Annotated in this window: 20 protein-coding genes; 5 read left to right on the forward strand and 15 right to left on the reverse strand. The window is 66.5% G+C overall.

Annotated features, from left to right (window positions below; genetic code table 11):
• Positions 1-5: 5 nt before the first annotated feature.
• A protein-coding gene (locus tag GKZ92_RS05995) for an IS3 family transposase (protein ID WP_155225059.1) occupies positions 6-1,306 on the reverse strand; the annotation gives its coding sequence in 2 pieces (ribosomal slippage) (positions 6-1,033 and positions 1,033-1,306; 1,302 coding nt in all).
• Between GKZ92_RS05995 and GKZ92_RS06000 the strand changes: the two genes are divergently transcribed.
• Complete coding sequence (locus GKZ92_RS06000) at positions 1,305-2,606, forward strand: DUF222 domain-containing protein (RefSeq protein ID WP_230461908.1); 1,302 nt, start codon at positions 1,305-1,307, stop codon at positions 2,604-2,606. The two genes, GKZ92_RS05995 and GKZ92_RS06000, sit on opposite strands and share 2 nt — an antisense overlap.
• Before the next feature lie 36 nt (positions 2,607-2,642).
• On the opposite strand, the gene GKZ92_RS06005 is transcribed toward GKZ92_RS06000, so the two are convergent.
• From GKZ92_RS06005 to GKZ92_RS06040, 8 genes are all read right to left on the reverse strand, one after another.
• On the reverse strand, positions 2,643-3,413 hold the full coding sequence (locus tag GKZ92_RS06005; protein ID WP_035750952.1) for a DUF6928 family protein: 771 nt from the start codon (positions 3,411-3,413) through the stop codon (positions 2,643-2,645).
• Positions 3,414-3,416: 3 nt separating this feature from the next.
• Positions 3,417-4,514 (reverse strand): septation protein SepH, encoded by a 1,098-nt coding sequence (gene sepH / locus GKZ92_RS06010; RefSeq protein WP_035751322.1) that lies wholly within the window; start codon positions 4,512-4,514, stop codon positions 3,417-3,419.
• A 232-nt stretch (positions 4,515-4,746) separates the two neighbouring features.
• Positions 4,747-5,892 carry a phosphoserine transaminase gene (gene serC / locus GKZ92_RS06015; RefSeq protein ID WP_075863653.1) on the reverse strand — a complete coding sequence of 382 codons (1,146 nt, stop codon included), beginning with the start codon at positions 5,890-5,892 and terminating at the stop codon, positions 4,747-4,749.
• 168 nt (positions 5,893-6,060) lie between these two features.
• Complete coding sequence (locus GKZ92_RS06020; RefSeq protein ID WP_042378529.1) at positions 6,061-6,978, reverse strand: type IV toxin-antitoxin system AbiEi family antitoxin domain-containing protein; 918 nt, start codon at positions 6,976-6,978, stop codon at positions 6,061-6,063.
• Between the two features lie 168 nt (positions 6,979-7,146).
• Complete coding sequence (locus GKZ92_RS06025) at positions 7,147-7,830, reverse strand: hypothetical protein (protein WP_230461909.1); 684 nt, start codon at positions 7,828-7,830, stop codon at positions 7,147-7,149.
• A 197-nt stretch (positions 7,831-8,027) separates the two neighbouring features.
• Positions 8,028-10,151, reverse strand: a complete 2,124-nt coding sequence (locus GKZ92_RS06030; RefSeq protein WP_230461910.1) for a TPR repeat region-containing protein — start codon at positions 10,149-10,151, stop codon at positions 8,028-8,030.
• 238 nt (positions 10,152-10,389) lie between these two features.
• On the reverse strand, positions 10,390-10,713 hold the full coding sequence (locus tag GKZ92_RS06035) for an invasin (protein WP_081724778.1): 324 nt from the start codon (positions 10,711-10,713) through the stop codon (positions 10,390-10,392).
• 299 nt (positions 10,714-11,012) lie between these two features.
• The gene (locus GKZ92_RS06040) at positions 11,013-12,140 is read right to left on the reverse strand and encodes a citrate synthase 2 (protein ID WP_075863655.1); all 1,128 of its coding nucleotides are present in this window, start codon (positions 12,138-12,140) and stop codon (positions 11,013-11,015) included.
• Positions 12,141-12,306: 166 nt separating this feature from the next.
• Between GKZ92_RS06040 and pdxH the strand changes: the two genes are divergently transcribed.
• From pdxH to GKZ92_RS06055, 3 genes are all read left to right on the forward strand, one after another.
• Positions 12,307-13,002, forward strand: a complete 696-nt coding sequence (gene pdxH / locus GKZ92_RS06045; protein ID WP_281430958.1) for a pyridoxamine 5'-phosphate oxidase — start codon at positions 12,307-12,309, stop codon at positions 13,000-13,002.
• Positions 13,003-13,091: 89 nt separating this feature from the next.
• Positions 13,092-14,360 carry an MFS transporter gene (locus GKZ92_RS06050; RefSeq protein ID WP_035750961.1) on the forward strand — a complete coding sequence of 423 codons (1,269 nt, stop codon included), beginning with the start codon at positions 13,092-13,094 and terminating at the stop codon, positions 14,358-14,360.
• 44 nt (positions 14,361-14,404) lie between these two features.
• Positions 14,405-15,478, forward strand: coding sequence for an isopenicillin N synthase family dioxygenase (locus tag GKZ92_RS06055; RefSeq protein WP_035751328.1), 1,074 nt, complete (start codon positions 14,405-14,407; stop codon positions 15,476-15,478).
• A 103-nt stretch (positions 15,479-15,581) separates the two neighbouring features.
• Here GKZ92_RS06055 and GKZ92_RS06060 read toward each other — a convergent pair whose 3' ends face one another.
• The 6 genes from GKZ92_RS06060 to GKZ92_RS06085 all read right to left on the reverse strand — a co-directional run bounded on the left by GKZ92_RS06060 (position 15,582) and on the right by GKZ92_RS06085 (position 19,304).
• Positions 15,582-16,703: an oxygenase MpaB family protein gene (locus GKZ92_RS06060; RefSeq protein ID WP_006361236.1), complete on the reverse strand. Its 1,122-nt coding sequence runs from the start codon at positions 16,701-16,703 to the stop codon at positions 15,582-15,584.
• Between the two features lie 45 nt (positions 16,704-16,748).
• On the reverse strand, positions 16,749-17,018 hold the full coding sequence (locus GKZ92_RS06065; protein WP_006361235.1) for a DUF4235 domain-containing protein: 270 nt from the start codon (positions 17,016-17,018) through the stop codon (positions 16,749-16,751).
• A gap of 23 nt (positions 17,019-17,041) precedes the next feature.
• The gene (locus GKZ92_RS06070; RefSeq protein ID WP_006361234.1) at positions 17,042-17,299 is read right to left on the reverse strand and encodes a DUF3618 domain-containing protein; all 258 of its coding nucleotides are present in this window, start codon (positions 17,297-17,299) and stop codon (positions 17,042-17,044) included.
• On the reverse strand, positions 17,300-17,695 hold the full coding sequence (locus GKZ92_RS06075; RefSeq protein ID WP_035750963.1) for a phage holin family protein: 396 nt from the start codon (positions 17,693-17,695) through the stop codon (positions 17,300-17,302).
• Between the two features lie 71 nt (positions 17,696-17,766).
• Positions 17,767-18,639 carry a biotin-dependent carboxyltransferase family protein gene (locus GKZ92_RS06080; RefSeq protein ID WP_035750965.1) on the reverse strand — a complete coding sequence of 291 codons (873 nt, stop codon included), beginning with the start codon at positions 18,637-18,639 and terminating at the stop codon, positions 17,767-17,769.
• Entirely contained in the window at positions 18,636-19,304 is a 669-nt protein-coding gene (locus GKZ92_RS06085) for a 5-oxoprolinase subunit B family protein (protein WP_006361231.1), read from the reverse strand. Before GKZ92_RS06085 ends, GKZ92_RS06080 begins: the two co-directional genes overlap by 4 nt.
• Before the next feature lie 58 nt (positions 19,305-19,362).
• On the opposite strand from GKZ92_RS06085, the gene GKZ92_RS06090 reads away from it, so the two are divergent.
• Positions 19,363-20,301, forward strand: a complete 939-nt coding sequence (locus GKZ92_RS06090) for a carbohydrate kinase family protein (RefSeq protein ID WP_006361230.1) — start codon at positions 19,363-19,365, stop codon at positions 20,299-20,301.
• Positions 20,302-20,341: the final 40 nt, after the last annotated feature.

Here is a 20,341-nt window from a genome sequence, read left to right on the forward strand (position 1 = left end):
GTGAATCACCCTAGGTTCTGTGCCGCCTCCAATGTGGGCTGGTCCTCGGGGCCGAGGCCAGAGTAGTGGAGCGTTTCGAACTCGGTCGGGGGTATCTGGCCGATACTCGAGTGCAGCCTGCTGTTGTTGTACCAGTCGACCCAACCGGCGGTCGCGAACTCGACGTCGGAGACGGTCTTGTACGGACCGGAGTGGAAGATCGTGGTCCGGATGCACTCTGTCTTGTACAAGCCGTTCACCGACTCGGCCAGCGCGTTATCGTAGGCGTCCCCGACCGTTCCGATCGACGCGGCGATGTCTTCCAGGCGCAGACGCTCAGTCAGTGTAACCGATGTGTACTGACTACCGGCATCCGAATGATGAATCAGCTCAGCAGCTTTCACCGGATGCCCTTCCCGATTCCGCTGCCACAGTGCCATCCGAAGCGGGACCGTCACCAGCTCCACTGTCTTCGATGTCGATGCGTGCCACGCCACGATTCGGCGCGAGAACACGTCGATGATGAACACCACGTACACCCACCCAGCCCATGTCCGGCAGTACGTGAAATCGGTCACCCAGACCCGGTTGGGTTCGGCGGCACTGAACTGTCGGTTCAGCAGGTCCTCCGCGCGTACACCATCAGCGGATCTGACGGTCGTGCGGACTCCCTTGGACCTTCGAATTCCATTGTGGCCTAACACTTTCATCGCTCGATCAACGGCGCCATAGGACACCCCAGGCAGGGTTGTCCGGTGCAGATGGGCGCGCATCTTCACCCGCCCGTAGAGGCCCTCCGGAGTCATCTTCCGCCGGCCGTCGTCATCGGTGCGCCAGACGACATTGCGCACCGCCTCGACGACGTGAGCGTCGGAGACGGTCCGTGCGGCAGGTGCCCGGGTTCGCCACGCCCGGTAGGTTCGTGCGGCAACCATGCAGCCCTGCTCCCGCAAGACCCGGCAGATCGACTCGACCGCAAAACCGTTGGCGCGCATCTGATCAATGAACGCCACGATCATCGGTTGCGGGGGTCGAGTTCCCCCGCGAAGAAAGTTGTCGCCGCTTTCAGAATGGCGACGTCTTCGCGTAACTGCTTGTTCTCCGCCTTGAGTCGCTTGATCTCGGCGGACTCCTTCGAGGTGGTCCCCGCGCGGGCGCCGGCATCGACCTGTGCCTGCACTGCCCACCGACGTACCGTCTCCCCGCCGACACCGACCTGCTTGGCGATCGCTTCGGCAGCGGCAGTCAACGACGTGTACTCGCCGCCGTGCACCTCCAGCAACCGCAAGGCCCTCGAACGGACCTCCGGATCGATTTTCTTAGGCATGAGCTCATCCTTCCTGACTCAGAAGGAAGCGGCATCAAACCAGGGGTGGTTCACAGAGGCATTGGCCGACGGCAAGGTCAGCACCTCCCACGTCCGGGCAGTACTCGACGTCCTCGACCAGATCCCACACGCCGTCGACCACGACGTAAAGGTCGCCGCCGAACGACAGATGGCCGAGATCGCCGTCGACCACACCCCCGCCGACATCACCGCCCTCGGTGCACGACTGCTGGCCCACCTCGACCCAGACGGCACACTGACCGACGACACCGACCGCAAACGTCGCCGCAATCTGTCGGTCAACCGGCAACGCGCCGACGGCACCGCCAAGATGACCGCCAACCTCACCCCCGAACTCCTCGCCCGCATCACCATGCTGCTCGCCGTCTGGGCCAAACCCGGCATGAACAACCCCGACGACCCCGACTCCCCCCACGGTTCCATCGAGGACGCCGACCCCGAGGCGGTCGAAGCCGCAGCCGCACGCGACGACCGCACCCCCGCCCAGCTCAACCACGACGCCCTCAACGCACTCCTGAAAGCCGTGTTCGACGACGGACTCCTGGGTAAGAGCCACCGCGGGTTACCCATCCAGCTGATCATCAAAGCCGACGTCAACGACCTACGACGCGAAGCCGGGTTCGCCACCACCGCGACCGGCACCCTGATCCCGATCACCGACCTCGTCAACATGGCCGCCGACACCCAGCCCTGGCTGGCGGTGTTCAAAGACGCCACCGCAATCCCGCTCTACTTCGGACGCGGCAAGAGGTTGGCCACCCGTGAACAACGTCTCGTGTCCTTCGCCCGACCCGACGGCGAGGTCTGTTCCACCCCCGACTGCGGCATATCCGCCGCGCACGTGGAAATGCACCACGCGCAACTGGATTGGGGTCTCGGTGGACTCACCGACATCACCGACCTCGCACCGGCGTGCCCGAAACACAATCGGATGGTCAGCAATGAACCCGGCGGCTACACCACCCGCATGGTCCGTGAAGGTCCCGACGAAGGCCGCTGCGCCTGGCGGTTGAACGCCGAACCCGGCGCACCACCCAACCCCGAGCGCATCAACCGGCGACCCGACATCCCCCGCCGGTTCGCCGAACAACTCAAACAGGTACGCAACGAGATTCACGGACCAGACGAGCAGTCCGGCGATGGAGTGCGCCTTGTCGCACGCAGGGTCATCGACTATCGGCCGGCGAGGCCGACTGCCCGCAAGCTGTCGAGCTCCGAGCTGTCTGCTGTCGAACTGGAACTGGCGGCACTCCTCGGCAAGGTGACGTTGTACGACTGAGGGCGACAAGTCGTCCGGGAACAGAAGCCACCCGGATCAGAAACCGAAGTACTCCCGGAATCTTCCGCGCTTGCGTGGCGTGCCCTCGTGCGCGGTGCGTTCCGCACTACGCGCGGCGGTGGCTCTGCGGTAGTTCTCGAAGTCGGCGGCGGTGGGTTCGTACTCCGCGGGGTGAAGCGCGAAGCAGGTGACGGTGATGTCGGCCGGGTCGAGGTCGGTCGGCGCGAGGGGATGGGTGTAGCGGAACCCGAGCCAGGACCGGTTGGCCTCCTCGGCGAGCTGCGCCGGGTGGAAGGGCAGCGCCATCCCCTGGTTCGGCACACCCTCGGCGTAGGTGAGCGGGTATTCGCCGCCCCAGAACGGCTTCTCGAAGGTGAACGGGAGGCCGTCGTCCTCGTGGATGGTCACCGGGTCGGCGGAGAACGAACGTCGAAGTGAACCCGACTCCCAGCGGGCGAACGCACCGAACGACGTCTCGGGTTCGGTGTACAGCAGCGTCGTCACCGCACTCGGTCGGACCGCGGCCAGCGTCCGGGTCAGCGTCGAGGGGGTCGCCGTCTCGAACAGCGAGCACGAGATCACCGCGAGCGAACCGTAATAACCGGCGTAGACGTGGTGATCCTTCGCGGCGGCCGCGGTCGCGAGGTCGGTGTCGACGAGCGGGACGAGCACGCTGTCGCCATAGATCTTCGTCGCAAGCTGCTGGGCGTGCTGATGATCGTGCTGCTGTGCGCGCACGATGGTTCGTAGGTCGTCGGCCGGGTCAGGGGAGTCGATGAACCAGACGGTGGCCGCGCGTGCCGACATCGATCAGCTGTTCCCGTTGCTACGTACGCCGAGCAGGACGTCCTCCCAGGCGGGCACGGCGGGCTTGCGGGTCTTCTTCTTGCGCGGACGGTCAGCATGGGCCGGTCCGGGCTCGCCGGACGCAGACGATTCCGACGGATCGTGAGTGCTGTCCTCGGCGGTCGCCGGGGCGGCGTCGGCTTCGGTGGTCTCCCGGACTGCCGATTCGGCGGGCTCCTCGTCGTCGACGGCCCGTTCGACGGGAGCTACTTCGTCGGGAGCCTGTGTGTCGGGAGCCTGTGCGACGGGAGCCGAGATCGGGGTGACCGCAGCCGGCGGAGTGTGCGCGTCGGTCTCGTCGTCGAACCCGAAATCGAGGGGGACGGTGCCGTGGTCGTCGTGCGTCGCGCGACGTTCCTGCCGCGCACGCTGCGCACCGATGAGGGAGTTGGCGTCGATGGTGACTTCCTCGCGGCCGTCGGACGTGGTCTCAACGGCGACCTCCGGTGCGGCGACCGGCGTGAGCCGGCGTCGCGGCGCGATCGTCTCGGGGTGGGTCAGTTCGTCGGCGAGGTCGTCGAGCGGGTCGACTGTGCCGCCGTGGGTGCCGGGCTGGTAGCGCCAGTGCGCGAGGTTGTCGGTGCGTCCGACGCTCCAGGCGACCTGCACGACCCAGTAGCCGCCGTCGTCCTTCCAGGCGTCCCAGTCGGCGTCGGCGGGGTTGTGGCCGTATGCGACGAGCCCTTCCGCCACGGATTCGGCGAGGGTCGCGACGGCCGGGCCGTCGTGCCGGATCGGGTGGGCGGCACCGGCGAGTTCGCTCGCGCGGCTGCGCTCGAGCAGCACCGGGTGGGCGAATCGTTCGATCTTGTCCACACCAACCCCGGCCGCGGCGGCGACCTCGGCGACGGAGGCGCCTGCGCGGATGCGTGCCTGGATCTCTCGTGGCCTCAATGCACTTTCCATCTCGATCTCGATCTGTCCCAGCCTGGTGATGTCGCCGCGGGCCGCGGCGCGAAGGCGTTCGTCGGAGGCGATCCGGAATTTCTCACCTGATTGAGGGTCTTGGCAGATGACGTGGGAACCGTCGGTTTCCACCCCGACGACGCGGAGCTCACGCATCTGCTCCTCCTCCGGTGGGTGCACGCATTGGGGTCACATTAACTCACCGATCTGCCGATTCACTGTGGGACACGCGGTAAAACCGCAGTTCAGAACCCGTGGGGCCGCTGCGACACCAGCGATGGGTGCGTCGTATGTGGTCTGTGTTGTCCAGGCTACCCGCTGGCCCGAACGCCACCGGCGCGTCGACCCGAAGGTGCGACGCGCCGGTGACGGTTGGTTCTGGCCGAGCTCAGAGGCGCTCGACGATGTAGTCGATGCAGTTGGTGAGCCTGGTGACGTCCTCGGGATCGATGGCCGGGAACATGCCGATACGCAGCTGGTTGCGGCCGAGCTTGCGGTACGGCTCGGTGTCGACGACGCCGTTGGCGCGCAGGGTCTTGGCGACCGCGGCGGCGTCGACGTCATCGTTGAAGTCGATGGTGCCGACGACCTGGCTGCGGTTGGCCGGCTCGGCGACGAACGGCGTCGCGTACTCGCTGGCCTCGGCCCACTGGTACAGGCGCGAGCTCGAATCGGCGGTGCGCGAGACGCACCAGTCGAGGCCGCCGTTGTTGTTCATCCACTCGATCTGGTTGGCGAACAGCAGCAGCGAGCCGACTGCGGGGGTGTTGTAGGTCTGGTTCTTGCTGCTGTTGTCGACGGCGGTCGGCAGCGACAGGAACTCGGGGCACCAGCGGTCGGTCTCGGCGATCTCGGCGACGCGGGCGAGGGCGCGGGGGCTCATCAGCGCGACCCACAGGCCACCGTCGGAGGCGAAGCACTTCTGCGGCGCGAAGTAGTAGACGTCGGCGTCGGCGACGTTGACGGGCAGGCCGCCTGCACCCGAGGTGGCGTCGATGGCGATGAGCGCGTCGTCGGAGCCGGCGGGGCGCACGACCGGCACGGACACGCCGGTCGAGGTCTCGTTGTGGGCCCATCCGATGAGGTCGACGCCGCCGAAATCGTCAGCGGTCAGTGCGGCCGGATCGGGAGCGGTGCCGGGATCGGTGGAGATGACCGCGGGCGAGTCCAGGAACGGCGCCTTCTTGGCTACGGTCGCGAACTTCGACGAGAACTCACCGTAGGTGAGGTGCAGCGAACGCTGCTTGATCAGGCCGAACGCGGCGGCATCCCAGAAGGCGGTGGTGCCGCCGTTGGAGAGGACGACCTCATAGCCCTCGGGCAGCGAGAACAGGTTGGCCAGACCCTCACGGATCGAGCCGACCACGTTCTTGACCGGTGCCTGCCGGTGGCTGGTGCCGAACACCGATGCGCCGGTGTCGACGAGGGACTGCAACTGCTCGGGGCGCACCTTCGACGGTCCGCAACCGAAGCGGCCGTCCGACGGCAGCAGGTCGGCGGGCAGGGTGATGGGTGCGGTTGCGGTATCGCTCATGGCGTCAATTCTAGGGTTGTGGCGGAGGCCACCTTCGGGCCACCTCGGCTTACGCGATCCCGGCCGTCCGGGGATTCGCCGATTTCGGGCACGTGTGGGCTTGTCTTTCCCGAGAATCGCTACTTGCGCCCAGGGGCGCTGGATGGAACTCGCGCTTCTGATTGCAGGTCAAGATTCTGTGGGCGCCGGAAACACCTTGGCGTCGAGCAGGGCGTCGAGGATGAGCTTTCGAAAGTGCATGGGCTTCAGCAGGTCGTCCCAGGTCCAGCGCACGACGATGCGTCCGGTCCGTCGTATCGCGTCTTCGCGACGCTTCTCGGCGAAGACCGTCTCCGACGCCGACGTCCCGAACTGTCCGGAGTACTTGACCCTTCCGTCGAACTCGCCGATCACCTTGTCCTCCCAACCGAAGTCGCCGCGTGCGACAAACCGGCCCGCGTCGTCGAGGACGGTGACCTGGAGGTCGGGCGGAGGGATACCGAGGGTGAGCATCGTTGCGCGACTGAATGATTCCCCGACGGACTCCGACCTCCCATCAGCAACGGCAAGCGCCCGACGCAGGCAGGCCACGCCTTTCATCCGGGTTGCAGATGCGGCGAGCTCGCCGAGGTCTGCGGCATCGACGCCGAGCCGCAGTCCGCTGTCGAGGCAACACACGGCCTGTTCGAAGGTGCCCCGTCGCGCGATGTCGGCGACCGTGCGTGCCGGAGTCGTCACCCGCACGCCGTCGACGACGGTGACGTGTTCGGGCAGGAGCTTGTGGCGGTGAAGGTGGATCTTCGCGCCGGCCCGGCCGGTCTTGGCAGTGGTGAAGTGGACCTTCGTCAGATCGGGGCGCAGGAGTGGAATGCCGTGCAGCGCAGCGGCTGACTGATGGCTGACGACGCGTTGCTCGCCTCCGACCGTCGCGGCGCCGATGACGGTGAGGCGGTACTTCTCGGTCGCGTCGTCGGGCGTCGGCCCGAGATGTACCGCGCCGCGCCAGACGCTGGTCAGGGTCCCCTCGTCTTGCCGTAGCTTGAGTTCCTCGTTGCCGAGGACCGTGCTCAGTGCGGATCGTCGCACGACGGGGTTGTCGGAGGTCATGGGTCCGATGGTGCCCCGACCTCCGCGTCTTGCCGTCGTGTCGGGCCTGGTTGTGGAGGGTTTCCGGCGTTGTCCACATCTCCGCCGCTCCCGCAGAATCGCGACTTGAGCATAGATGCGCCAGCTAGAACTGGCGCTGCTGCACTGGAACCAGCGACTCTGTGGAGGCTAGGGGGAGGGCCAGGCCGGGGTTTGAGGGAAGGTCGGAAAACCTCGCTCGCCGAACATCCTCGGTGTCAGGGTTGCGCTCCGGCCGGTCGAGGTGAAGGGCTTCTGTCCGGAAAAGGCGGGGACCTGGTCGACGAGTGATGCTGCCCATCGGGCGCAATCACGATTGTTGGGCGGACCCTCGGCAGGCTGCGGAGTGCCCCAGGGGACAGCGCGGAACTTCCACGGGTAGAAGACGTCGAACTGGGGTGCGCGCGTACCCGACCCCGGCCGAGCTGTCCGGTTCACGTTCCTTCTGGAGTCGATTGACCCGTCGGGCAGGTCGGCGGTGAAACTGAATTCCTGCGCGGTGGCAGAGGTGGTGTCGGGTTCATGTGTCTCGACTTCGGCGCGCCCGATTCTGGTGTAGCAGCCCCCCGCTGAGATGGTTTTGTCGGACACGATGAGTTCTGTGATGCGTGCATACAAGGTGCCGTAGTAGGCCGGAAACGTGGCTTCGGGTCGTTTCGTGGCGTAGAGGCAACCGACTTGGTTCTCGAGGCTGGGTTCGGGGGCCGCGGCGACTGCGCCCGGGTAGACGTTCGGACGGCCGAACACCGACAATTGACAGGACTCCAGGTATGCGCGTGCCAGCTCGGCGGGCCTGCTGTGCAAGTCGATCGGTTCGGCGGCTGACCAGACCACGCTGTAGGGTCCGGCGAGGCCGGCGGGGTATTGGTAGTCCTGAGGGGCGACAGTGCTCAGCGTTGTCGATTTCGCTGATGTGAACGCATTCTCGGCGGGGGTGCTCGCAGTGGAACAACCGGCTACCGCAAGTGTCAAGACGGCGAGGAGGACTGAGGCGGTCCGTCTGATTGTCATTTAATCTGAGCCATTCAGGATCATGTCGTCATAGTTGTCAGGTCGGTGGGGTCGAAGTTCATCCGTCCCTGATGGTTTCCAGTACTCGTACCAGCCCGCAGTGACTCCAGCAGATCGTCATCGCCGAGAGCGCGTTCCATCGCGCTCAGCAGTTCGCCGCTGTCACCTTTGTGCTCGGAGAGAATGTGCGCGAGTGGCTTGAGTTGTCCGTCTTCGCGATACCAAGACTCCGCGAGGGCGCCTGGTTCAGGCGCAATTTCGAGCCCGCGCAGGGCGCCATAGACCAGGTGCATCTCGTCTTCCGCTGCGGTGCCACCGCCGCCAGCGACTGTCGGAGGTCGAAACGGGACGTCCCCGGGTGATTCGGCGGGAAGGAGCCACGGGGTAGCGGCAGTCCCAGCGGCGCCGACTCCGATTGCGGCAGGGTGAGGAACAGCAGTCAAGCCCGCCGACGCAGAACTGACGATGTTCCGGACTTTGGTGTTCGCATCGTTCCGCTCGTCTGTGTTGGCATCCTCATCACGTTGCAGGTCGTACTCGGCGCCATACAGACCGGACTGCCCCAGCGCCCTCAGGTTTGCGCTGAGCTCGGCTAGTGAACGAGCGCGGTGAGGCTCTGAGGCCGCCAGTTCGCCGGCGGTGGCGCCGTTACGAACGGTTTGGTCGAGGATGTCTCGGTACAGGTCTGCTCCAGCGCCCGTCCCATCGGGATTCTCGGCCGTGGGCTCACCGTATGTGTTGTCGCTGGCGATCAGCGTGAACAGTCGCGCGGTTCGACGCTGCATCTCATCGGGTGGGATGTCCGGATCGAATCCGGAGTGGCCGTACACGGCCGAATCACCACCGGCGAGGATGTTGAGGTATGGGAGCGAAGCCTCTCGCAGGGCTCCCGCAAGGTGCGGGTTGATCTTTCCGATCGCATCACCCGAGGAATTCGCGTTCATCAGATCGGAGAAGGTGTTGTCTCCGCCGGTGGACGTCGTGCAATCGAACAACCCGCTGAACGCACGGTCTGCGAGCGCTACGTTGGTCGGATTCCCGCTTCCCCCATAATCGCGAATCCAGTCGACCAGGCTCCCCGCGGCAGCGCCCCCGTCATTCCAGTCGTGCCTGAAGGCGTAGCCGACCATGTCGTCGCGGTCGAAGTCGACAAGCGCTGTCCCATCGGCGTACTCGCCGGTGAGGAACGCAGTCGCCGCAACCTGGCTTCGACCGCCGACATCTAGGAAACGACGGATCGTTTCCTCGTACTTCGATCGTGCGGCGTCCGGAACATCGTGTAGGTTGCCGTAATTGCTTTCGGGTGCCAGGAGGCCGCTGTCCTCGGCGCTTCGGCTCGCGCCTCCGGCCGCCTTCCGTATGAGCTCGGTGCCGAACCGTTCCCCGGGAGGCGCGGATCCGCTGTTGCCGATGAGTCCAGCGAGTGGGACATCGATGTCGCGGATCCGTTTGCCGTCGTTCGAGTTGTAATTCTCCGACCAGTCGCGAACCCACGACGGTAGGTACTGATAACCGGCGTTGTTTCCGACGTTCTCGTTCGAGAGCGTGACCAAACCTTGGCCGAGGGCCCTGGACCATGAAGCGCCGTCAGGCGTTTCCATGCCGTCGAACTTCGACTTCAGGCTGAACAGTTCGTCGGAGTCCAGGTTCCCGTAGAACATGTGCAGGTATTCCTGCACTCCCGCAGGGACGTCGGTGAGTTTCTCGCCGTTGAGTAGTTGTTGAATCTGATCTTCGGAGAGTCCGGCGGCGCGCAGGTTGCGGCCGACGAACGCGGCTTCTTCGTCGGTCCAGCCGTTCTCGGCCAGGTCGGCGTCCCGGCGACCGTCCTGCGCGCTGATGGTCAGCGCCGGCGGTGCGACGGTGTTGAGCGCATCGACGGCCCCCTTGATCAGGGCGGCGTGGTCGGCCGCCGTCGTCGCCAGTTCGTCGGCCTTGGATTTGACGAAGCTGGTCATCTGACGTTCTCGCTCGGCGATCTCTGCCGGAGTCAGGTCGTCGTCCTCTTTCGGGACATAACGCATCGCCCAGGTGGGATCGGTGTCGCTCACCAGGAAACAACGCTGCAGGGTTGCGCCTAGGAGCGCGCCGTTGACGACGGCCTGCGAGGTACTGATCGCCTCGGCGGCGTCGGTGAGCGCCACCTGGAGATCGTCGACACCGTCCGCGACCTTCTTCGCCCAGGAGGCTTGGTCGGCGGCACGCCAATTCGCTGCGTCTCGCGCCTGGCCTCCCATGAGGTGCTCGGCATCTGATCGACGGTTGAGTGAGCCGCAACGGAATTCTCACGGATGTCAGTGGCAAGAGTTGTCAGAGAATGCTCCGCCATGTCCCAAGGGTTCCACGAATCCATGATCGCCTTGGTCAACGGCAGCGCATCGCTCACTGTGGGAACTCGATGCCGGGGAGGGTCGACAAGTTCTGGAACTTCGTCGCATTCCCCTCGTCCGCGCTCTCGGCGATCGTGCGAGCGGCGCGAACCGCAGAGGCGAAGGTCTCCCACTGCCCCGACACCGCAGTCTTGGACTGCTTGACCATCTTGGTTGCGTCAGCTGTTGCCGCGACCAGAGGAGAGTTCGGCATCGCGGCTGCCACATCGGCGGACAGGTCGGGGCTCGGCGCGGATTCGATGAAAGCCGACATACCCTCGAGCGCCCCGGCGATGCTGTCCATCGCACCGGCGTCGACCGTGAATTCCCCACTCACTTTCTCCCCCAAACGTCGTGCATACGGCGTTACCCACGCAAGACTTTACGATGCCGCAGGCCGGCCGGCTGAGAGGCATCCACAGGCGGCGTCGGGTGGCCGTTGAATCTCATCGTGCTTTTCAGATCCGACGATCCGTTCGATCGTCTCGACGAACTGATCGAGGAATACCTAACCGCTCTGCGGGTTCGACTCCGAGAAGGCGACTGGGCCTCCGCAGGACGTGATGGCCACGACGTTGAGCGGGTTCTCCTGGCCGCCAGCGCGCGACAGTAACGGGCAGTCGGTTGCTGCGGCGGCTAAAGCCCCGGCTTCACCAGATCACCCCAGCCGGCGACGTCCTCGGGACGGCGGGGTGCGGCGCCGGTGTAGATCGCCGCAGGGCGGACCAGCTTGCCGAGGCGCTTCTGCTCCAGGATGTGGGCACACCAGCCCGCGGTGCGCCCGCAGGTGAACATCGCGGGCATCATGTGCGGCGGGACCTCGGCGAAGTCGAGGATGACCGCGGCCCAGAACTCGACATTCGTCTCGATCGCGCGGTCGGGGCGTCGTTCGCGAAGTTCGGTGAGCGCGGCCTGCTCGAGCGCGGCGGCCACCTCGAAACGCGGTACCCCGAGTTCCTGGGCGGTGCGTCGGAGCACGCGGGCCCGGGGGTCCTCGGCGCGGTACACGCGGTGCCCGAAGCCCATCAGCTTCTCCTTGCGGTCGAGGATTCCCTTCACCAATCCTCGTGCGTCACCGGTGCTCTCGACCTCTTCGATCATCGGCAGCACGCGGGCCGGCGCACCACCATGGAGCGGTCCGGACATGGCGCCGATCGCTCCCGACAGCGACGCGGCGACGTCGGCGCCGGTGGAGGCGATGACTCGTGCGGTGAAGGTCGACGCATTCATGCCGTGCTCGGCGGCGCTGACCCAGTAGGCGTCGATGGCGGCGACGTGCTTGGGGTCCGGGTCGCCCTTCCAGCGGGTCATGAACCGTTCGGTGACGGTGGAGCATTCGTCGATGACGTGCTGCGGGACCGCGGGCTGATGGATGCCTCGAGCCGACTGCGCCACGTAGGACAGCGCCATCACCGATGCGCGGGCCAGGTTTTCGCGAGCGGTCTCGTCGTCGATGTCGAGGAGCGGCTCATAACCCCAGATCGGGGCGAGCATCGCGAGTGCGGCCTGCACGTCGACGCGCACGTCACCGGTGTGGATGGGCAGCGGGAACGGTTCGGCCGGGGGCAGTCCGTCGCCGAACTTGCCGTCGACGAGAAGTGCCCAGACGTCGGCGAAGGTCACTTTGTTCTCGACGAGATCCTCGATGTCGACGCCGCGATAACGCAGGTTGCCGCCGTTCTTGTCGGGTTCGGCGATCTCGGTGGTGAAAGCCACCACGCCTTCGAGACCTGGGACGAAATCCTCGGGAACCGCGTTGGCCATGACAACCACCTCACTCCAGACAACTGTGTCCTGCAATCACGTGCGTCGATCCAGATCGAACTGTAGATCAGCACGACACCCCGCGTGTATCAGGGAGTGACGATGTCGGCGGAGTAAATTCAGGCGAGTGTTGGAGAAACCGCTCGATCCGATTGATCTGCCGAACATGCGCGTCGGCTACGGCGGAGGTATTCCGCCCAACATCGGAGAGGGCGATCGCGCGGCGGGAGCAGACGGAATTCGCGAGAACCTCGACCCCAGCTGGCTCCGCGGCGACCCGCCGTGGCTCGACTTGTTCAGTGTCTGGCTGAAGGAAGCGCTCGACGCCCGGATCGCCGAGCCCAACGCGATGGTCCTGGGTACCGCCGACGCCGACGGTCGGCCGTCGACCCGCACCGTGCTGTGCAAGGGTGTCGACGCCAACGGGGTGGTCTTCTTCACCGGCTACGAGTCGGACAAAGGTCGGCATCTGGCCGACAATCCCTACGCATCCGTGACATTCCCGTGGATCGCGTTGGAGCGTCAGGTCCATTTCCGCGGTCCCGTCGAACATCTCAGCGCCGAGGAGACACAGGCCTACTGGGAGCTCCGGCCGCGCGGCTCGCAGTTGTCGGCCGCCGCGTCGGATCAGTCCCGGCCGATCGGCAGCCGCCTCGAACTCGAACAGAAGGCCGCCGATCTGGCCGACCGGTACGGCGGATTCGACGCCGGCGACGAGATCCCCGTCCCGTCGGACTGGGGTGGCTATCGCATCGAGCCGGTGGAGGTCGAGTTCTGGCAGGGGCGGGCGAACCGCCTGCACAACCGGGTGCGACTCACCCACGTCGACCACGAATGGCGAATCGAGCGGTTGCAGCCCTGAGACGGGTCCACTGGTGATTCCCGGGGGTTCGTGGCGGCCCGGCGGACCGGACGGAGGTCACACCCGAGGGGCCTCCTAGCATCGTGAAAATGTCACGGCTCCTCGCAGACACGACGCCCCTGCGGAACCGGTATTTCCGACGGCTGTGGATCGCGAACATCGTCACGGTCATCGGGGCCCAGCTCACGATCATCGCGGTGCCCGCGCAGATCTACGAGGTCACCGGCAGCTCTGCGTACGTCGGTCTGACCGGCGTGTTCGGGCTCGTCCCGCTCGTCGTGTTCGGGCTGTGGGGCGGTGCGCTCGCCGACGTCGTCGACCGTCGGACACTGCTGGTCGTCACCACGATCGGCCTCATCGTCTGCAGCCTGCTGTTCTGGGCGCAGGCCGCGGCCGGCGGCGACAACGTGTGGATCTTGTTGGTGCTCTTCGCCGTTCAGCAGGCGTTCTTCGCGGTGAACCAGCCGACACGAACGGCGGTGCTGCCGCGCCTGATCGACGCCAAGGACCTCCCCGCGGCGTTGTCGCTGAACATGACGGTCATGCAGGCGGGCGCGATCGCCGGGCCGCTCGTCGGTGGCGCGCTGATCCCGATCCTCGGCTACTCGTGGCTCTACTTCGCCGACACCCTGTTGCTGTTGCCGACACTGATCGCGGTCGTCATGCTGCCGTCGCTGCGTCCCGAGAGCGACGCGGCACCGAAGGTCGCGGGCCTGCGATCGGTCATCGAAGGTCTCCGATACCTGACCGGCCACAAGATCCTGATGGCGTCCTTCCTCGTGGACCTCATCGCGATGATCTTCGGCATGCCCCGTGCGCTCTTCCCGCAGATGGCACACGAGAACTTCGGCGGGCCCGAGGGCGGCGGCATCGCCTTCGCCCTGCTGTTCACCGCGATCTCGGCGGGCGCCGTGGTCGGCGGCATCTTCTCGGGCTGGGTCACGCGCGTCGAACGGCAAGGTCTGGCCGTCGTCGTGTGCATCATCATCTGGGGCCTGGCGATCACCGGCACGGGCATCGCGGTGTCCTTCGCCGACGGCTCGACGATGCCGATGCTCGTCGTCGCGGTGGTGCTGCTGATGATCGGCGGTGCCGCCGACATGGCGTCGGCCGCATTCCGGCAGACCATCCTGCTCGCGGCGGCCAACGACGAGGTGCGCGGACGCCTGCAGGGCGTGTTCATCGTGGTGGTCGCCGGCGGACCCCGCATCGCCGACGTCGCGCACGGCACCGCCGCCGCATCGATCGGCGTCGCGGCGGCAACGGCTTTCGGTGGCGTCGCGGTGGTGATCGCGACGATCATCGCGGCGCTGCTGATCCCGGCCTTCGTCCAGTACCGGGCAGGTCAGCGCACCTGACCTGTTCGACCCCTGGCCAGCGGTTTCGGCGTTTCGGTGTCACCATTGACGCCATGACCGCCGCCACCGAGGGTTTCGGAGTGCCGATCATCGACATCTCGCCCTACATCCGCAACGGTGACCCCGCCGATCGGGCCGTCGTCGCGGCCAAGGTCGACGCCGCCGCCTGCTCGGTGGGTTTCATGCAGATCGTCGGCCACGAGATCCCGTCGGCGGTCATCGAGGAATTCACCGCGGTCATGGACGATTTCTTCGCGCTGCCACTCGAGGTGAAGAAGGCTTACCGCACGCCACCCGAGATCAATCGCGGCTATGCGCCACCGAGATCGGAGTCCTTGTCGTTGTCGCTGGGCGTCGAGCAGGCGGACCGGATGAACGACTTCTTCGAGGCGTTCAACGTCGGCGTCGAGGCCCGCGAGTACCCCGACCTCGCCCTTCCCGAGGACCATTACGCCGCGAACACGTGGCCGGCCGTCGACCATTTCGAGGCGGCGGTGTCGGCGTACTTCGCCGAGGCACGACGCGTCGCGCACACCCTGACCCGCATCTTCGCGGACGCCCTCGACCTTCCTGCCGACTTCTTCGAGGGCTTCACCGACCACTCGCTCGACGTCCTGCGAATGAACAACTACGCCCTCCCGCCCGGCGAGATCGAACTCGACGGGGAGCTGACCGGAATGGGGGAACACACCGACTACGGCATCGTCACCGTCTTGTGGGCGGACCAGGTGAAGGGTCTGCAGGTTCTCGACCGTCAGGGGCGATGGCACGACGTCAGTCCCGAAGACGGTGCACTGCTGATCAATCTCGGGGACCTGATGGCCCGCTGGACCAATGAGCGGTGGATGTCGACGCTGCATCGGGTGAAACCGCCGATCGTCGACGGCTCGATCGAACGTCGACGCTCCGCCGCGTACTTCCACGACGGCAACATCGACGCGATGATCGCGACCCTGCCGTCGTGTGTCGGTGCGGGAAGCCGGTATTCGCCGATCACGGTCGGGGAACACATCGGTGCCAAACTCGCCGGATCACGGGCCGGACGGCCGAACCCGTACGCCCAGCGGGAGGCGGAACGAGTGCGGCACGCGATGCGTCGGGGACTGGGACAGCAGTAGACGACAGTTCCCGCTCACTCAGTCCGTTCCCGCTCACACGAAGGGCGTGAGCGGCAACGGAACTCGTGAGCGGGAACCGCCCCCGACGACAATAGTGAAGGACTCAGTCCGAGGTCAGCACCGTCGGATAGGTAGCCCGACGAGCGGCGGTCACCGGGCAGTAGTGCATCGGATTGTCGCGCTGGTCCAGCGGCGGCAGGTTGCGCTTGGGCGTGTGGACGATCGGTGCGTCCGTCGCGACCTTGCCGTTGACGCGGTCCCAGGCGTCGCGCGGCCGCGGGTGGCGCAGGAGGCGTTTCGGCAACATCTTGTGCATGACGAGGTTGATGCCCTTGCCCAGCAGGCGGAATCGACGCTCGTCCGCATCAGTCCACTCGAGCCCGAGGATCTCGCGGATCGGCTCGTCGTAGAAACCCGTCGTCAGCCACATGAACAGCTTCTGGTTCTGCGGGACGAGGTAGCGGTCCCAGACCGACTTCGGGACGAAGCTCAGGAACGGCGGCGGCGGCAGCTGGGTGATGTCGAGGACGGTGCGTACCGAGACGTGGTCACGAAGAACGTTGCGGCACATGTAATCCCAGTACTCGAGGAAATCCTCGTAGGTCTCCGGGACGGGGCGCATCGAGACACCGTACTGCGCGTACCAGGCCTTGGACTCCTCGAACAGCTGACGTTTCTGATCCTCGGTGAGGAACGGTCCGAACCGCTCACACAGTCGGACGTTGCCGTACCAGAACGTCGCGTGCGCCCAGTAGAAGACATCGGGATCGAGTGCGTGGTACCGCGATCCGTCCTCCATCGTGCCCTTGACCGTCTTGTGGTAGTCGCGCACCTCGAGACCGGTTTGCGCGCCGGGGACGACGGAATCGAAGACGACGCCGCTGATCGGGTACAGCGACCGCATGAGGCGCTGCCAGCGTTCGCCGAAGAAGTCGGAGTGGTCCCAGACGGCCGCACCCAGCTTGGGGTGCATGTTCTGGATCGAGCCGGCCCACAGCCCTTGGAACATGCCGGTCCAGGTGCCCCAGATCTGCCAGGTCAGCGAGTCCGGACCGAGCGGTTCGTACTCGTGCGCGGCTTTGACTCCCGAGGCGTTGATCTCGTAGCCGTCTTCCGACAACTGGGCATCAGGGGAGTGCCCGGCCGGGCAGTCGGCCCCGGCCGGCCCGGAGTCGGTGGCGTGAACGGGACAGGTGTTCTGTGCGTCGTTCAGTACCTCAGTCATGAGACAGAACCCTAGGTTCGTCTCAGGTGGGTGTCAACCATTCGCCTAGTCGGGGTTCTCGTGTGTGACCGCCTTGTAGCCGCGTGCTCCGGCCCGGTCGACGGCCGCGCGGACCAGCCCGAAGACGAGTCCCTGCAGCGCAGCGGCGGCCAAGACCTCGACATTGCTGCGTTCGAGGTCCTTGGGGTCGGGGGCTTCGGCGTCGTCGGAGATCCGCTTCCAGATCTGACCGAAGACGGCCCCGGCGGCGATACCGCCGAGCACGCTCGTCGCCAGGGAGAGCGGTTTGTAGAACGTCTTGGACACGGCACTCATGTCGTAACTCCTTGTGAGTCGGGTCAGCGGCGACGGCGTTTGACGACGATGACGGTTCCGATCGCGAGAACCGCGGCCACCGCGACGCCGATCAGCGTCGTCCGGTTCTCCTCGGCCTTCACCTTCGCGGTGTGGGCGGTCTCCGCGGCAGCCGTGTTCACCCGGGCCGGAACGTCGAGCTTCGCGGCCAGCGCATCGACCGTCTCGGCGAGTTCCTCGCGCTGCTGTTCCACCAGCGGCGGGTCGCCGGCCGGGTTCCGGTCAGGTTGCGTGTCACTCATCTACAGGTGCTCCTTCACGGTTGCGATGTCGCGCTGGACGCTTTCGACGGTGTGCTCGGGGGCGGGCGGGACGGCCGATTTCGCACGCTTCGCACCGATGGCCGCAGCCGCTCCGCCGATCACCAGCAGCACCACGCCGACGATCACCGCGGCCAGCCACGCCGGAACCGCGTTGGCCAAGCCCAGGACGGCGGCCGCGACCAATGTTCCGAGGCCGAACAGCACCAGCAGGGTGCCCGCGCCGGATATCCCCGCGCCGACTCCGATCCGGGTGCCCTTGCCCTTCATCTCCGCCACCGCATGCTGCAACTCGGTCTTGACCAGGGTTGTCGTCTGACTCTGTAGGCGCTCGATGAGTTGCACGGTCGACAGGTCGTTCACTGAAGGATCGCTCACGTTGGTACCTCCATTCGGGGACGTCCCCCGCGTTCCCTGCCGTCCGCGGTCCCAAACCTGAGCGCCGGACGCTATCGCCGCCGGAAGCGGACCTCCGAACCGGGGACGAGCTGAGCCGCGAGATCGACCGCGGCATCGGTCAGAACGGCCACGACGGGATAACCGCCGGTGACCGGATGGTCGGCGAGGAACAGCACCGGCCGCCCGCTCGGCGGCACCTGCACCGCCCCGTGTGCGACGCCCTCCGAACGCAATTCGCCGGCGTCCTCCCGATGCGTCAGCAGGGGGTGCGACGATCCCGAGGCGCGGTCGATGCGCACGCCGACGCGGTTGCTGTCTGCGCCGACGACCCACGTTCCCGAACGCAGATTCGCGGGAACCGCCAACAGCTCGGCGCGTGGTCCCTCGTCCACCTCGAGTACGACGACCCGCGGATGCGTGGTGTTCGACGGCGCCGACTCCACCGGGGGCCATTCGCCGGCGGCACGACCCACCTTCACGGTCACGTTCGCGGTGAGCACCGGAGGCCCCAGCCCCGACAGGGTGTCGGTCGACCGAGACCCCAGAACCGGCTCGACGTCGAACCCGCCGCGGACCGCCAGGTAGTTGCGCAGTCCCCACGCCGGTGGGTCGACGGCCAGTTCATCACCCTCGTGCAGCACGACGGTCGCGGCGAGTCCGACCGGAATGCCGTTGTGACGCACCTCGGTGTGGGCTCCGGTCACCGCGGCCAGTACGTCGCCGTGCGCGTGGATGCGCAGGCCGCCGAGGGTCGTCTCGATCGTGGCCGCCGATTCGTCGTTGCCGACGAGACGATTGGCCAAGGTCAGCGAGCCGCGATCCGCGCCGCCGGACGCGGGCACCCCGAGATGCGCGTAGCCGGGGCGGCCGAGGTCCTGGAAGGTCGCGAGGGGGCCGGTCGCGAGCACGGTGACAGCGGTCATCCGCGGTGGCCCGTCCCGGCGTCGACGAACCGCACGATCCGCCCGGTCGCGAACAGTGCAGGCGGGTCGGCCTTCTCGTCCCACAGGCGAACATCGGTGCGGCCCAACAACTGCCATCCACCCGGACTCGCCTTCGGGTAGACAGCGCTGTAACCGGCGGCGATCGCCACCGCACCTTCCGGAACGCGTGGACGTGCCTCCGCGCGCCTGCCCACCGCGTCGAACGGGTGCGGTGTCGGCCCGTCGGCGACCAGATATCCGAACCCTGGTGCGAAGCCCATGAACTGCACTCGCCAGCGCGTGCTGCAGTGCAGGCCGATCACCTCGTCGGCCGAGATGTCCAGTGTGTCAGCGACATCCGCGAGGTCCTCGCCGTCGTAATGGACGGGGATCACGATCTCATCGGCAGATCCGGTACCGCGATCGACACCGGAACGTCGGCGGCGCAACGCCCGCCGCACACCGAGTTCGTCGACGCCGCGACCGGGCCGGGCCTGCACCAACAATGTGTGCGCGCTCGGCACCAGGTCGGCGATCTCCGGCAACTCTCCTCGGTCCACCGCATCACGCAGGGCGACCGTCGCGTCGAGCACTGCGGCCGACGGGGACTCGTCGGCCGAGAAGTCGAGCACGACCGCATCAGGGCCCGCCGGCAACTCACGCATGCACCGAATCTACCGCCGCGGGAATGGCAGACTGTGTCACACAGAGAAGAGGGGTCCCATGAGAGAGATCGTCGTCTGCGGCGAGGCGCTCGTCGACGTGGTGCAGGAGAAGGCGGCATCCGGCGCGACGCTGGCGCCGCTGCAGCCGGCGCTGGGTGGCGGGCCCTTCAACGTCGCGATCACCTTGGGACGCTTGGGGAGTGCCGTGTCGTTGCTGTCGGCGGTGTCCACCGACAACTACGGCCAGGCGATCGTCGGCGCACTGCAGGGCGCCGGGGTGGGCACCGCGATGCTGCAGCGGCGTGAGGAGCCGACGTCGCTGGCCCTGGCCACCATCGCCGACGACGGTTCCGCGCAGTACTCCTTCTACGTCGAGGGCACCGCGGATCGCGCTGTCACCGACCCGGGTTCGCTGGCCCCGACCGTCGCGGCGGTGACCTTCGGAACCCTCTCGCTCGTGCTCGAACCCGGTGCGACCGTTTACGAGGACCTGATGCGGCGTTGTCACGCCGAACGCCGACTCGTCGTGCTGGACCCGAACATTCGCTCGGTCGTCATCCCCGACGCCGACGCCTACCGGAGCCGTTTCCGCAGTTGGATGCCGTCCGTCGACGTGGTGAAGCTGTCCGACGAGGACGCCGCATGGCTCGGCGAAGGCGCCGGCGGGAGCAGCGTGAAGGACTGGCTCGCCGACGGTGTCGCCGCGGTGATCACCACCGCCGGGGCGTCCGGGATCACCGTGACCACCGCGGATGACGAGGTCACCGTGCCCGCCCGGGATGTCGACGTCGTCGACACGATCGGGGCCGGCGACAGCGTCCTGGGAGGCATCGTCCACCAGCTCGACCGTCTGGGTGCGCTGTCACCGCGTTCCGTTCGCTCACTGACGACCGATCAGTGGCGTGAGGTCGCCGAATTCGCAGCTCACGTCGCTGCGGTCACGGTCTCGAGGCCCGGCGCCGACCCTCCTTGGGCAAGCGAGCTGAGAAGCGACTAGTTTGTACCTGTGTGTCCTATCCGGACACTGTCAATACTCT

The organism is Gordonia sp. 135 (genome assembly GCF_009720185.1).
Lineage (GTDB): Bacteria > Actinomycetota > Actinomycetes > Mycobacteriales > Mycobacteriaceae > Gordonia > Gordonia alkanivorans.

Excerpts from the sequence above, each read along its gene's own strand:
- GKZ92_RS06080 (WP_035750965.1), bottom strand. The coding sequence starts at position 18,639 with ATGACCGCTGTCACCGTGCTCGCGACCGGCCCCCTCGCGACCTTCCAG.
- sepH (WP_035751322.1), bottom strand. The coding sequence starts at position 4,514 with ATGCGTGAGCTCCGCGTCGTCGGGGTGGAAACCGACGGTTCCCACGTC.
- GKZ92_RS06085 (WP_006361231.1), bottom strand. The coding sequence starts at position 19,304 with ATGCGTGAGTTGCCGGCGGGCCCTGATGCGGTCGTGCTCGACTTCTCG.
- GKZ92_RS06040 (WP_075863655.1), bottom strand. The coding sequence starts at position 12,140 with ATGGCCAACGCGGTTCCCGAGGATTTCGTCCCAGGTCTCGAAGGCGTG.
- GKZ92_RS06005 (WP_035750952.1), bottom strand. The coding sequence starts at position 3,413 with ATGTCGGCACGCGCGGCCACCGTCTGGTTCATCGACTCCCCTGACCCG.
- GKZ92_RS06090 (WP_006361230.1), top strand. The coding sequence starts at position 19,363 with ATGAGAGAGATCGTCGTCTGCGGCGAGGCGCTCGTCGACGTGGTGCAG.
- GKZ92_RS06020 (WP_042378529.1), bottom strand. The coding sequence starts at position 6,978 with ATGACCTCCGACAACCCCGTCGTGCGACGATCCGCACTGAGCACGGTC.
- GKZ92_RS06070 (WP_006361234.1), bottom strand. The coding sequence starts at position 17,299 with ATGAGTGACACGCAACCTGACCGGAACCCGGCCGGCGACCCGCCGCTG.
- GKZ92_RS06050 (WP_035750961.1), top strand. The coding sequence starts at position 13,092 with ATGTCACGGCTCCTCGCAGACACGACGCCCCTGCGGAACCGGTATTTC.
- serC (WP_075863653.1), bottom strand. The coding sequence starts at position 5,892 with ATGAGCGATACCGCAACCGCACCCATCACCCTGCCCGCCGACCTGCTG.
- GKZ92_RS06060 (WP_006361236.1), bottom strand. The coding sequence starts at position 16,703 with ATGACTGAGGTACTGAACGACGCACAGAACACCTGTCCCGTTCACGCC.
- GKZ92_RS06000 (WP_230461908.1), top strand. The coding sequence starts at position 1,305 with ATGAGCTCATCCTTCCTGACTCAGAAGGAAGCGGCATCAAACCAGGGG.
- GKZ92_RS06065 (WP_006361235.1), bottom strand. The coding sequence starts at position 17,018 with ATGAGTGCCGTGTCCAAGACGTTCTACAAACCGCTCTCCCTGGCGACG.
- pdxH (WP_281430958.1), top strand. The coding sequence starts at position 12,307 with ATGCGCGTCGGCTACGGCGGAGGTATTCCGCCCAACATCGGAGAGGGC.